General features: G+C 64.5%; 11 protein-coding genes. 4 read left to right on the forward strand and 7 right to left on the reverse strand.

Annotated features, from left to right (window positions below; all coding sequences use genetic code 11):
* Nucleotides 1-256: 256 nt before the first annotated feature.
* From NKJ32_RS26355 to hisS, 5 genes are all read right to left on the reverse strand, one after another.
* A complete protein-coding gene (locus NKJ32_RS26355) occupies nt 257-1,360 on the reverse strand; it encodes a calcium:cation antiporter (protein ID WP_352829321.1) in 1,104 nt (367 codons plus the stop codon).
* Nucleotides 1,361-1,419: 59 nt separating this feature from the next.
* A complete protein-coding gene (locus tag NKJ32_RS26360; RefSeq protein ID WP_352829323.1) occupies nt 1,420-3,186 on the reverse strand; it encodes an AMP-binding protein in 1,767 nt (588 codons plus the stop codon).
* A gap of 406 nt (nt 3,187-3,592) precedes the next feature.
* Nucleotides 3,593-4,294, reverse strand: a complete 702-nt coding sequence (hisG, locus tag NKJ32_RS26365) for an ATP phosphoribosyltransferase (RefSeq protein WP_352829325.1) — start codon at nt 4,292-4,294, stop codon at nt 3,593-3,595.
* Nucleotides 4,291-5,409, reverse strand: a complete 1,119-nt coding sequence (locus NKJ32_RS26370; RefSeq protein WP_352829327.1) for an ATP phosphoribosyltransferase regulatory subunit — start codon at nt 5,407-5,409, stop codon at nt 4,291-4,293. The genes hisG and NKJ32_RS26370 overlap by 4 nt, the downstream gene beginning before the upstream one ends.
* A gap of 171 nt (nt 5,410-5,580) precedes the next feature.
* On the reverse strand, nt 5,581-7,140 hold the full coding sequence (hisS, locus tag NKJ32_RS26375; RefSeq protein ID WP_352829329.1) for a histidine--tRNA ligase: 1,560 nt from the start codon (nt 7,138-7,140) through the stop codon (nt 5,581-5,583).
* A 289-nt stretch (nt 7,141-7,429) separates the two neighbouring features.
* On the opposite strand from hisS, the gene NKJ32_RS26380 reads away from it, so the two are divergent.
* Together NKJ32_RS26380 and NKJ32_RS26385 are read left to right on the forward strand one after the other, a co-directional pair.
* Nucleotides 7,430-8,386 carry an IS5 family transposase gene (locus NKJ32_RS26380; RefSeq protein ID WP_352596372.1) on the forward strand — a complete coding sequence of 319 codons (957 nt, stop codon included), beginning with the start codon at nt 7,430-7,432 and terminating at the stop codon, nt 8,384-8,386.
* Nucleotides 8,387-8,632: 246 nt separating this feature from the next.
* Nucleotides 8,633-8,884, forward strand: a complete 252-nt coding sequence (locus NKJ32_RS26385) for a hypothetical protein (protein ID WP_031213141.1) — start codon at nt 8,633-8,635, stop codon at nt 8,882-8,884.
* Nucleotides 8,885-8,888: 4 nt separating this feature from the next.
* Here the strand turns inward: NKJ32_RS26385 and NKJ32_RS26390 are convergent, their stop codons facing one another.
* The gene (locus NKJ32_RS26390) at nt 8,889-9,524 is read right to left on the reverse strand and encodes a DNA-3-methyladenine glycosylase I (RefSeq protein ID WP_352589314.1); all 636 of its coding nucleotides are present in this window, start codon (nt 9,522-9,524) and stop codon (nt 8,889-8,891) included.
* Nucleotides 9,525-9,746: 222 nt separating this feature from the next.
* Between NKJ32_RS26390 and NKJ32_RS26395 the strand changes: the two genes are divergently transcribed.
* Nucleotides 9,747-10,481, forward strand: coding sequence for a L,D-transpeptidase (locus NKJ32_RS26395; RefSeq protein ID WP_023680452.1), 735 nt, complete (start codon nt 9,747-9,749; stop codon nt 10,479-10,481).
* 261 nt (nt 10,482-10,742) lie between these two features.
* Nucleotides 10,743-11,663 (forward strand): bifunctional 5,10-methylenetetrahydrofolate dehydrogenase/5,10-methenyltetrahydrofolate cyclohydrolase, encoded by a 921-nt coding sequence (locus tag NKJ32_RS26400; RefSeq protein WP_352577555.1) that lies wholly within the window; start codon nt 10,743-10,745, stop codon nt 11,661-11,663.
* Between the two features lie 166 nt (nt 11,664-11,829).
* On the opposite strand, the gene glcF is transcribed toward NKJ32_RS26400, so the two are convergent.
* On the reverse strand, nt 11,830-13,158 hold the full coding sequence (gene glcF / locus NKJ32_RS26405) for a glycolate oxidase subunit GlcF (protein WP_352829331.1): 1,329 nt from the start codon (nt 13,156-13,158) through the stop codon (nt 11,830-11,832).
* Nucleotides 13,159-13,201 lie beyond the last annotated feature (43 nt).

The following is a 13,201-nucleotide window of genomic DNA, read 5'->3' on the forward strand; positions in this document are numbered from 1 at the left end:
GATTAAAGCCTCACCGACGCTGCCAACAAAGCTCACGCCTCAAACCCCGCGCCCCTCCCGCGAGCGGGTTCGTTCCCTGGCGCAAAGGAGACAAATTGGCGCCCGCCCCTCAAGCCGTCTTTGCCGTCACCACCCCAACTCTCGACCATCGCCTCATCGGGAACTTCTGCGGATTGCCTACTTCGCAACTCAGTGCGGAAACGCGTGGCTGCTCGGTCGAGAACAGTCGTCAGTATCTGCCTGCCCCCATGCCCCCTCACGGCACAAATATCAAAAACACCCAAGTAAAAAACACCACCAGATGGACCAAGCCGGTCAAGAACGTCGTCCTTTCCGTGCTGAAACTCACATTGCAGATGAAAAGCGCCAGGACCAAAAGCACCGTGTCGGTCGCCGGCAGCCCCAGGGTCAGGCCTCTTCCGGTCAGCAGGCTGGCGGCGGCTATGCCCGGTATTGTCAGGCCGATTGTGGCACAGGCCGAACCCATGGCGACGTTCAGGCCGCGCTGCAGCTCGTTGTTGAGTGCGGCGCGAACCGCCGAAATGGCCTCCGGCATCAGAACCAAGCCCGCGATCATCGCGCCGACAATGGCGTCGGCCTGCGGCACCTGGTAGGCGACGAGCGCATCCTCGACGCTGGCGGCGACCTGTTCGGCCAGCATGACGATGCCGATCAGCCCGATCAGCAGGAGAACAGCGCCGGCGGCGACGCTTTCGTGAGCGTCGGTTCGCACTGCGGCGCCATGCGCTTGCCCGTCGATGAAATCGTCGCGGTGGCGGACAGTCTGCGCGAACAGAAAACCGGCATAAAGCAGCACCGAAAGCACGCTGACGAAGCCGAGTTGCGCCGCCGAGAATGTGCCGGGATCCGTGGTTTGCGTGTAGGTCGGCAGAATAAGCGTCATGACGCTGAGCGCGACCAGCACCGCCAGATAGGCGCTGGTCCCTTGCCGGACGATTGCCTGCTTGCGATGGCGCCAGCCACCAAACGTCAGACACATGCCGACAACGCCGGTGGAGGTGATCATCACCGTCGAGAAGACGGACTCGCGGGCAAGCGTCGGGTTGTTCGCGCCGTGCAGCATGATGGAAACGATGATCGACACTTCGATTGCCGTCACGGCGATGGTCAGCACCAACGTGCCGTACGGCTCGCCTACCCGCCGGGCCACCGCCTCGGCGTGGTCGAGCACCACGAAAATGGTGGTGAACATGATCGCACTCGACAGCGCGCCGATAAATATCCTGGTGCCCAGCGACCCTTCGTCCACTGACACCCCGCTGGCCCTGACCGCGACAGCCATCGCCAGAGCGGCCAGCGGCATGCCGTAGGAAATCGCCGGTCGTGCGAAACCACTCATTCAGCCCCCTCTGCGCAAGCCCCCTGCGCACCTTGACGAAGCCCGAAGCGCGCCCCCGCTCACGCCGTCTTCTGCGTCACCAATCCCAGTTCGTCGACCATCGCCTGGCGCATCAGGAATTTCTGCGGCTTGCCGGTCACCGTCATCGGCAATTCGGTGCGGAAGCGGATGTAGCGCGGGATCTTGAAATGGGCGATCTGGCCGGCGCAGAACGCCTTGATCTCCTGCTCCGTCGTGATCTGGCCCGGCTTGAGCACGATCCAGGCGCACAGCTCCTCGCCATATTTCGGGTCGGGAATGCCGAACACCTGCACCTCCTTGACCTTGGGGTGGCGATAGAGAAACTCCTCGACCTCGCGCGGATAGACGTTCTCGCCGCCGCGGATGACCATGTCCTTGACCCGGCCGACGATGTTGCAATAGCCCTCGGCATCGATGGTGGCGAGGTCGCCGGTGTGCATCCAGCCGTCGGCGTCGATCGCCTCGCGGGTCTTCTGCTCGTCGTCCCAATAGCCCTTCATCACGGAATAGCCGCGCGTGCAAAGCTCGCCCGGCGCGCCGACCGCGACGGTGGCGCCTTCGGCGTCGATGGCCTTGACCTCGACATGCGGATGGACGCGGCCGACGGTCGAGACGCGCTTTTCCAAGGGATCGTCGACGCTGCTCTGGAACGAGACCGGGCTGGTCTCGGTCATGCCGTAGGCGATGGTCACCTCGGCCATATGCATCAGCGACACAACCTTCTTCATCACCTCGATCGGGCATGGCGAGCCGGCCATGATGCCGGTGCGCAGGCTGGTGAGATCGAAGGAGGCGAACTCCGGATGGTCGAGCAGGCCGACGAACATGGTCGGCACGCCGTAAAGCGCGGTGCAGCTTTCCGTCGCCACCGCCTTCAACGTGGCGCCGGCATCAAAACCCTCGCTCGGGAAAACCATGGTCGCGCCCTTGGTGACGCAGCCCATCGTGCCCATCGACATGCCGAAGCAATGGTAGAGCGGAACCGGAATGCACAGCAGGTCGTCGACGGTGAGCCGGATTGCCGCGGTGACGAAATTGCCGTTGTTGACGATGTTGTTGTGGGTCAGCGTCGCGCCCTTGGGCGCGCCGGTCGTGCCGCTGGTGAACTGGATGTTGATGGCGTCGTCCGGTTTCAGCCCCGCTGAAATCCGGTCGAGCTTGTCATGCTCGTCGCGGCCGGCCATCGCCAGCACGTCGGCGAAATTGAACATGCCCGCAGAATTCTCCTCGTCCATGCGGATAACGATCTTCAGTGCCGGCAGCTTGTTGGCGTCGAGCTTGCCAGGGGTGGCCTTGGCGATCTCCGGCGCCAGCGTCTCGATCATGCCGAGATAGTCGGAGCTCTTGAACTTGGCGGCGGTGACCAGCGCCTTGCAACCGACCTTGTTCAAGGCATATTCCAGCTCGACCAACCGATAGGCCGGGTTGATGTTGACCAGGATCAGGCCGATGCGGGCGGTGGCGAATTGCGTCACCAGCCATTCCCAGCGGTTCGGCGACCAGATGCCGACGCGATCGCCTTTCTCGAGGCCGAGCGCCAGGAAGCCGGCGGCGAGCGCATCGACAGTCTCCGACAGTTCCTCCCAGGTAAAGCGCTTGTCCTGCTCGACGAAGACGGCGGCATCGAGCGTGCCGTATTTGCCGACCGTATCGGCAAACAGCGCCGGGATGGTCAGGTTGAGCAGCGGCACGCTGCGCTCGCCCGAGACATGCGCCGTGCCGTCGACCGGCGCAATGAACGAACCGCCATCGCGCTTGGAGCGCAAATTGCTGGCATTTTTCAACTCGTCGAGATTGATCGGCATGGCCGTGTCCTCCGCAGACAGAACGAGCCTATCAGCCCGGCGGGGTGGTGGAAATCCCGCCGATGGCAGGGCTGGTTGGGAACTCGCCTGTAAGGGCCGAAAATAAAAAACCCGCCACGGAGGGCGGGTCTTCGGGGCCAATTGGCACCATAGCGAGATTAGTAGCATAGCTGCCGGCACAAAGCAAGAACAAAATTGCTGTACGTCAAGAAAATCGCGTCAGGTTGGCACTGCGGCCAAGCTGCCAATCTCCCTCCTTGAGGGGGAGATGGCCGGCAGGCCAGAGGGGGTCGTCTCGCGTGGAGCACCTGCCTGTTCTGTCCGTTAGGAGAGTCGCGTCAAGACGTACCGACCCCCTCTGTCGCCTTCGGCGACATCTCCCCCTCAAGGGGGGAGATTGGCGACGTCAGCCAGCGTTCACCGATGCCATCCTGGCCGCAATATCGCGCAAAGTCGCCTCGTCGGCCGCAGCGCGCGCCTTCCTCGACGCGACGAGACAGGCCTGCGAGCGCAGGATGAGGCCGTCGGCCAGCACCTTGAGATGGTTGGCGCGCAAGGTCGAGCCTGACGTGGTGATGTCGACGACGATATCGGCCAATCCGGCCGCCGGCGCGCCTTCGGTGGCGCCCAGGCTTTCGACGATGCGGTAGACCTGGATGCCGTGCTTTTGCGAAAAGAACTGCTGGGTCAGGCGCCAGTATTTGGTGGCGATCCTGAGCCGGCGGCCGTGGCGCTGGCGGAAATCGGCGGCGACGTCGTCGAGGTCGGCCATGGTGTCGACATCGAGCCAGATGTCGGGCACGGCGACGACGACATCGGCATTGCCGAAACCGAGGCGGGCGATGATTTCGGCGCGCGCCTCGCAATCGGCGAGGTTTTCGCGCAAAAGGTCCTCGCCGGTGATGCCGAGATCGACCGACCCCTGGCCGATCTCGCCTGATATCTCCGAGGCCGACAGGAACGCTATCTCGACGCCGTCAAGGCCGTCGATGCGGGCGCGGTATTTGCGCTCGTCGCCGGGCAGGCTGACGGCAACCCCGGCCTTGGCCAGCACCTCCAGCGCCTGCTCCTTGAGCCGGCCTTTCGACGGGATCGCCAGCGTGATCATGGCGCCGTCTCCCGCAGCGCCTCGATGCGGTCGAGCCAGACGGAAAAACCGACGCCGGGGATCGGCGTTTTGGCGCCGAGCAGCGTCAGCAGCCGGTCGTAGCGGCCACCACCGGCGAGCGGCCGGTCGCCATCCCGCGCCGCGATCTCGAAGACCAGGCCGGTGTAGTAATCGAGCGGCCGGCCGAAGGCGGCGTCGTAGCTGATTTCAGACATCGGCAGGCCGAGGCTTTCTATGGCCGCGGCGCGGGCTGCGAAATTCTCCAGCGCAGCCCCCAGTGAAAGCCCGGCATCGGCTGCAAAGCTTTCGAGCGCCCCGGCGGCGCTGTCGAGCGGCACGTCGATGGCCAAAAAGCTCTTCAGCGCCGCAAACGCCTCGTTCGACAGCCGCACGCTGCGCAGTTCGGCTTTCTCGATCAGGCGCCGCGCAATCTCGGACGGCGAACGCCCGGCCGTTGCCGACAGGCCGGCCTCTTCCATGCCGCCGGCGATATGCGCCGAAAGACCGTCGAGATCGCCATCGAGGACAAGGGCGGCGACCGAGCCGGCAAGCTGGCTGTTGCGCGGCGGATTGGCGAGATCGGCAAGCGCTGCCTCCAGCATCGGCGCCGAGCCGAAGGCCCGCGCCAGCCGCATGCGCCAGCCACGCGGCAGGCCAAGCGCGGCCAGTACCGCCTCGAAGATGGTCTGGTCGCCGAGCGTGACCGCCAGCCCCCGGCCGGGCAGCACCAGCGAAAGCAGCGCATGCGCATCGGCCAGCGAACGCGCGTCGGCGGCGGCCGTGTCGCGGTCGCCGAGATCTTCGATGCCGGCCTGGAAGAACTCGTTGCCGCCCTCGCGGCGCTGGCGAAACACCTCGCCGAGATAGGAATAGCGGCGCGGCGTGCCGGCCTGGCTGGCAATGTGGTCGAGGCAGACCGGAATGGTGAATTCCGGCCGCAGGCAAAGCGTCTGCCCGGTCTCGCTCTCGGTGAGAAAGATGCGGCGCCGCAAATCCTCGCCGGCCATGTCGAGGAACGGATCGGCCGGCTGCAGCACAGCGACCTCGACCGCATGGGTGTTGCGCGCGGCGAAGAGCGTCGCGATGTCGGATGCGATGGCGGGGCGGGGGGTCATAAAACGCCACCTCCCCTTCTCCCCTTGTGGGAGAAGGTGGATTGGCGCGACGCGCCAAGACGGATGAGGGGTGCCGGAAGAAATGAGGCGTCGGCGTTCCCTGGAACACCCCTCATCCGACCGAGCTTCGCTCGGCCACCTTCTCCCACAAGGGGAGAAGGAAGCGGCGCCCTACTTGCCACGCGCCCGCTCCTCGGCCTGCGCCGCCAGTATCTTGTTCACCTCGGCGACCAGATTGCCTTCCGCCACGGTCACCTGCGCCGGTCGTGCGGCGCGCCATTCGGCGTTGTCGGCGATCTCGGCCGACATCTTCGCGCCTTCGATCAGATCCTTGATCTGCACCTCGCCCTTGGCGCGCTCGTCGCCGCCCTGGATGACGGCGACCGGGCTGCCGCGGCGGTCGGCATATTTCAGCTGCGCCTTCATGCCGCCGCCGCCGAGGTACATTTCCGAGCGGATGCCGGCGGCGCGCAGCTCGGCCACCATCTTCTGGTAGCGGCCGAGGCTTTCCGTATCCTTGTCCATGGTCAGCACGACGACCGGCGCGATGACATCGGAAGTATCGAGCTTGCCGAGGTTCTTCAGCGCCGTCATCAGCCGCGAGACGCCGATCGAAAAACCGGTCGCCGGCACCGGCTCGCCACGAAAGCGCGAGACGAGGCCGTCATAACGGCCGCCGCCGCCAACCGAGCCGAAGCGCACGATCTGGCCGTCCTCATTGGGGATTTCGGCCAGCAGCTCGGCTTCGTAGACCGGGCCGGTGTAATATTCGAGGCCACGCACGACGGAGGGATCGATGCGGATGCGATCCTCACCGTAGCCGCTTTGTGCGACCATGGTTCTTATCTGCTCCAACTCTGCAAGACCCTCAACAAACGAGGCATTCGTTATGCCCAGATGTTCGAGTTTCCTTTCCTCGACAAGATTGCTGAGCCCTGGGGTGATAGATCCCAGTGTCTGGACAATTTGTTCGGGATCATGCTGCGCCATGACCGTGAAATAGCTGATCACAACATCGATTTGCGCGTTACCCAGCCCGGCACCCTTGGTGAAATCACCGCTCTCGTCCTTGCGCCCGGCGCCCAAAAGCAGACGAACCCCCTCGACGCCCAGCTTGTCCAGCTTGTCGATCGCCCGTAGCACCTGCAGCCGGCGGCCAGCGTTCTCGTCGCCGCCGAGGCCGATCGCCTCCAGCACGCCATCGAGCACTTTGCGGTTGTTGACGCGGACGACGTAATCGCCGCGCTTGATGCCGAGCGCCTCCATCACATCGGCCATCATCATCGCCATCTCGGCATCGGCCGCGACACCCGGCGTGCCGACCGTGTCGGCGTCGAACTGCATGAACTGGCGGAAGCGGCCGGGACCGGGCTTCTCGTTGCGGAACACCCAGCCGGAGCGATAGCTGCGATACGGCTTCGGCAGGCGCTCGAAATTCTCGGCGACGAAGCGCGCCATTGGCGCGGTCAGGTCGTAGCGCAGCGACAGCCACTGATCGTCATCGTCCTGAAACGAGAACACGCCCTCGTTCGGCCGGTCCTGGTCTGGCAGGAATTTGCCGAGCGCATCGGTGTATTCGATCAGCGGCTGGTCGACCGGCTCGAAACCGTAAAGCTCAAAGACCGAGCGTATCGTCGCCATCATCTTCTCGACAGCGCGGAGATCGTCGGCGCCGCGGTCGACAAAGCCACGCGGCAGGCGCGCTTTCATCTTTTCGGATTTGTCGGCCATGGGATGGGTACTTTGCTATGTAAACGGTGACTTATTTCGGGTCGGCGTGTCCTACCGATGCAGCCCGGAGAAGGCAAGGGTTTGCGGCTCTCCTTCTCCCCTTGTGGGAGAAGGTGGCCGAGCGAAGCTCGGTCGGATGAGGGGTGTTCCAAGGAACGCCGACGTCTCGTTTCTTCCAACACCCCTCATCCGGCTCGGCGCTGCGCGCCGATCCACCTTCTCCCACAAGGGGCCTGTTGCGTAATTCGCTGATTGTGATTCTCTGAGACGAAGCTCGGAGGGAATCGCGATGGCAGTGAAGCAGATGGGCCAGTTGAGCTTGGCGGAGGCTTTTCTGGGCGGCAAGTTGGCTGGCGGTTCTTCACCGCTTGATCGATTGTCGGGTCTGGTGAAGTGGTATCGCTTCGAGAAGCTGCTCAACCCGCTGCGCGATGGCGGACCCGGACGGGCAGCTTGGCCACCGCTGGTTCTGTTCAAGGCGCTTTTGCTGCAGTCACTCTACGGCCTGTCGGACCGCGAACTTGAGGAGGCGCTTGGCGACCGGCTGTCGTTCCGGCGCTTTGTCGGGCTCGGGCTGGAGGAGAGCGTTCCCGACCACACGGTGCTTTCGCGTTTTCGCAATCTGCTTGTCAGCGAAGGGCTGCTGGAGAAGCTGTTTGGCGAACTGGACCGGCAGCTGGAGAAAGCCGGTGTTATCCTGAAGCGGGGAACGATGCTGGATGCCACGCTGATCAATGCGGTTTCATTGCCCCCGACGGACGATCAGGCCTCAAAGGATGCGGACGCCCGCGTCACCGCGCGAAAGGGCAAGGGCGGCTTCACCTTTGGCTACAAGGCCCATGTCGGGGTGGATGAGGGCTCTGGCCTGATCCGCACGGTGATTACCACGCCAGCCAACGTCAACGACACGGTGATGGCCGATGACTTGATCTGCGGCGACGAGAAGACGGTGTGGGCGGACGCCGCCTACGACACCCATGCCCGCCGCGCCCGGCTCAAGGCCGAGGGCAAGAAGGTGCGCATCGCGCGCCGCCCCAACAAGCACCATGCGCTGCCGCCGCGGCTCAAACATTACAACCGCCTGATCGCCAGACGGCGAGCGGCGGTGGAGACCACTTTCGCCACGCTCAAGAACCGCATGAAGCTGACCAAGATCCGCTATGTCGGACTGGCGAAGGCCACCGCCCAGGTGACATTGGCGGCGATCGCCTTCAACATGCGCCGATGGGCCGCCATCACGGGATAGGTGCGCCCGCAGCCCGGCCGCCCGGGCCGAAACCGCCGCCGAAACCCCAAACAAGGGAGCGGAGCTCACAAATACGAGCGAAATCCCTGCGATCCCGCCCCATCCAAACATCCCCGGTTACTGCGCAACAGGCCCACAAGGGGAGAAGGAAAGGCGAAAAAGAAGCTGAAACAATTGCGCCATGCGCGCGGCATCGTGCCGACACAATCCGGGCCGATAAGCGCGCCGAAACAAGGGGTCGGGGCCATGGCCACGCTTCAGAAGTTCGACATCATCGATAGCGGCGCACGCGACGCCTCGGTCCGGCTGCGGCCGGCCGATGGTTATGCGCCGAAGACGAAGCAAATCGCCGGACCGTTCGAGATCGCGGCGCAACAGCGCAGCGGACCGACGATGCGCGACGTGCTGATGACCGGACTGCTGGTGATCTATCCGGTGTTCGCCGCGCTGGCGGCCATCCTTGCCGGGTTTTTCCTCGCCGGCGCCGGCGGCGCCTGAGCCGCTATTTCGGCCGCTTGAACGCTTTCCGTTCCGCCTCGACCGGCTCGCGGCAGACGCAGCCCTCGAGATGGTCGTTGACCAGCCCCATCGCCTGCATGAAGGCGTAGACGGTGGTCGGGCCGACAAAGCTCCAGCCGCGCTTCTTCAGCTCTTTCGAAATGCGGACCGAGACGGCCGTCGTCGGATTGGCGCGCAAATGCGCGAGGTCGACGATCTCGGGCCGCTCGTGCGGGCCGGGTTCGAACTTCCAGAACCAGGCGGCCAGCGAGCCAGCCTCGTCGATGAGTTCGCGGGCGCGCTTGGCGTTGTTGATGGTCGAAACGATCTTGCCGCGATGGCGGATGATGCCGGCATTGCCGAGCAGGCGCTCGACATCGGCGTCGGTGAAGGCGGCGATCTTGCCGACATCGAAGCCGGCAAACGCCTCGCGGAAATTGTCGCGCTTGCGCAATATGGTCAGCCAGGACAGGCCCGACTGAAAACCTTCGAGGCAGATCTTCTCGAACAGGCGGCGGTCGTCGGCGACCGGCCGGCCCCATTCGTGGTCGTGGTAGTGCAGATAATCCGGCAGGTTGCCGTGCCAGAAGCAGCGGGCGATGCCGTCGGGACCAGCAAGCAGACCTGTCTTTTCATCCATGGCGGAATTCCGTTCGTGTCTTGGCGTTAACGCGTTTTGACGCGGCCTTTACCGCGGCTTTACCAGATTCCTGAACCGGGCGGTAACCACACCAAAAGCTTTACTGACAGATCGGCATTTTACGCATTCCGATTCATGTTTCGGTTGCCGCTTCGCGCCCAATGTCGGCGAAATTGGGGAGGCTTTGCACCCCGGCATGTTCGACGATCAAGGTGCGTTGCGATGAAGACATTCTTGTTCCCCCTGTTCGGCGCCGCGGCCGTGCTTGCGGCCGGCGCCGCCAATGCCAACGACCGCTATGCCGAGAGGCCGCCGGTGGTGGTCAGCCCAGATCTTTCGGCGCCCTGGGTGCTGCAGCTCGGCCATGCGCCGGGCATCGTGCGGCAGAGCCGGCAAGAGGCGCAGCCGCAACGGCGCTACCGGCGGCTGGCCGAACCCGATCAGCTGCGCACCGCAGCGGTGCAGGCGCCGGCCAAGCGCATGGTGATGCGGCCGCAGATCGACCCGATCTATCTGCCGCAGGAAGTCGCCTATGACGGCCCGCAGAAGCCGGGCACGATCGTCATCGATACGCGAGAGAATTTCCTCTATCTGGTCGGGAAAAACGGTAAGGCGCGGCGTTATGGCGTCGGCACCGGCAAGCCGGGCTTCGAATGGTCCGGCACCCACAAGGTCACCAACAAGCGCGTCTGGCCGGATTGGCGGCCGCCGGCGGTGATGATCGCCCGCGAAGCCGCCAAGGGCCGCTATCTGCCGACCTATCTCGCCGGCGGCATGGAAAACCCGCTCGGCGCACGCGCGCTCTATCTCGGCTCGACCGAGTACCGTATCCACGGCACCAATCAGCCCTGGACGATCGGCGGCGCGGTGTCGTCGGGCTGCATCCGCATGCGCAACGAGGACGTGGTCGACCTTTACGAGCGGGTCAATGTTGGCACGACGGTTGTAGTGATGTAATCTGCGGTTGACCTCACCGATGATTCTGCTCAGAAGCCTCGGGAGCATTGAATAACGGGGGACGGGCCGTGTGGGGATGCGGCCAGTCACGAAAGGGCAGCGCGGCAAGCCGTGCTGCCCTTTTTGTTTCCGCCAGCAGGAATTGACGGGAAGATTTTGCCGGCACGTCGCGCGACCGGCATGGCGGTTCGCTTTTCGCGCTGCCTTTTCGCGGTTGCTTTGCTATGTGGCGGCTAAAATCCAGATAAAGGCCCCATCCCGATGTCCCTTTCCGATGACAGCCGCTATCTCAGAGGCGGCCCGGTTGCCCAACGCATCATCGCCGGCGTGCGCGAGGACGCGGCGATCGCCACCGCCGAAGGCTTTCCGCCCAAGCTGGTGTCGGTCACCGTCGGCGATACCGCCGCGGTCGACGTCTATGTCCGCAACCAGCGCGCCAAGGCCGGGTTGGCCGGCATCGGCTTCGAGGAAAGGCGCTTTCGCGCCGACATCACCGCCGGCGAGCTGGAAGCGGCAATCCACGGGCTTAACGCCGACCCGCGCGTCACCGGCATCATCATCCAGCGGCCGGTGCCGGTGCACATTCCGATCAAGACGCTGCAGGCGGCGGTGCATCCGCTCAAGGATGTCGAGGGCATGCATCCGGCCTCGATCGGCAACATCGTCTACAACCAGCTCGACCTGGCGCCCTGCACCGCCGCCGCTTCGGTCGAACTGCTCAGGGAAACCGGCCTCGACCTCAAGGGGCTCGAGGTGGTGGTCGTCGGCCATTCCGAGATCGTCGGCAAGCCGATCGCGTTCCTTTTGATGAGCGAAGGCGCGACGGTGACCGTCTGTCACCACATGACGCGTTCGGTGGCGGCACACGCACGCCGCGCCGACGCCCTGTTCGTCGCCGTCGGCAAGCCGCGGCTGATCAAGGCCGACATGGTCAAGCCTGGTGCGGCGGTCATCGATATCGGCATCAATTCGGAAATCGGGCCGGACGGCGAGAGCCGCATCGTCGGCGACGTCGATGCCGAGAGCGTCAAGCATGTCGCGTCCTGGATCACGCCGGTGCCGGGCGGCGTCGGCCCGATCACTGTGGCGATCCTGCTGCGCAACACGATGGTGGCCCTCAGCCGGCAGCGTGCCCGCTATCAGGCGACTTATGGCGTAGTTGACAGGCTCGCGGCGGAATAAAGACCCGCAGGCGCCAAGCCCCCTCACCCAGCCTCCGCTTCGCTCGGCTGACCTCTCCCCGAGGGGAGAGGAGATCGCCAGCGTTGGTGCCACCCTCTTCTCCCCAGCGGGGAGAAGGTGGACGCGAAGCGGCCGGATGAGGGGCCTGACGCCCACGACCATCCTGTTACTCAGCCGCAACCAGCTTTTCTTCCGGAACGCCTTCCGGCTTCGGCCCGCCATAGGCCCAGTCGAGCAGCTTTACCGTATGCACCACCGGCAGCTTGGCGGCAGAAGCGATCTGGGTGATGCAGCCGATATTGCCGGTGGCGACGATTTCAGCACCGGTCGCCTCGATATTCCTGACCTTGCGGTCGCGTAGCGTTGCCGAAATCCCGGGCTGCAGGATGTTGTAGGTGCCGGCCGAACCGCAGCACAGATGCCCTTCGCGCGGCTCGCGCACGACGAAGCCGGCACGGACCAGAAGCTCCTTCGGCTGGCGGGTGATCTTCTGGCCGTGCTGCATCGAGCAGGCTGAGTGATAGGCGACGATGGTGCCCGGCTTGCGGACCGGCTCGGGCAGGTCGAGGCTTGCCAGATATTCGGTGATGTCCCTGGCCAGCGCCGAGACGCGCGCGGCCTTGTCGGCATAGGCCGGATCGAGGCGCAGCATGAAGCCGTAATCCTTGATGGTGGTGCCGCACCCGGATGCGGTGATGACGATGGCGTCGAGTCCACCCTGCTCGATGGCGCGCGTCCAGGCGTCGACGTTCCGTCGGGCCGACGCCAAGGCAGCGTCCTCGCGCCCCATATGATGCACCAGCGCGCCGCAGCAGCCCTCGCCCTCGGGCACCACGACCTCAACGCCAAGCCGGGTCAGCAGCGAAATCGTCGTGTCGTTGATGCCGGGATCGAGCACCGACTGCGCGCAGCCGGTGAGGATGGCGACGCGGCCATTTTTCTTCGCGCCCTGCCCGGCATGGACGCCCGGCGAGGCCATCGGCGAGACTGCCGGGACCGACGCCGGGGCCAGCTTCAACATCGCGCCCAAAGGCTTCAATGCCTGGATTTTCTCAAACAGGCCGGCGAATGGCTGGCCGAGCTTCGCCAGCTTGAGCGCCGCGCGGAAACGCGAGGGATAGGGCAGCACGAAGGCCAGCATGGCGCGTGTCAGGCGATCGGCCAGCGGACGCTTGTAGGTCTCCTCGATATGGACGCGGGCGTGGTCGACCAGATGCATGTAGTTGACGCCCGACGGGCAGGTGGTCATGCAGGCGAGGCAGGACAGGCAGCGGTCGATATGGGTGACGATCTGCTTGTCGGCCGGCCGTCCGTTTTCCAGCATGTCCTTGATCAGATAAATCCGGCCGCGCGGCGAATCCAGTTCGTTGCCGAGCGTCACATAGGTCGGGCAGGTGGCGGTGCAGAAGCCGCAATGCACACATTTGCGCAGGATCTTCTCCGATTCCGCGACATGCGGATCGGCGAGCTGGGCAGCTGAGAAATTGGTCTGCACGTAAACGAATCCTTACCGTTTGAGCATGATCTTTTCCCAAAAC

Source organism: Mesorhizobium sp. M0159 (assembly GCF_040322295.1).
In the GTDB taxonomy this organism is placed as follows: Bacteria; Pseudomonadota; Alphaproteobacteria; order Rhizobiales; family Rhizobiaceae; genus Mesorhizobium.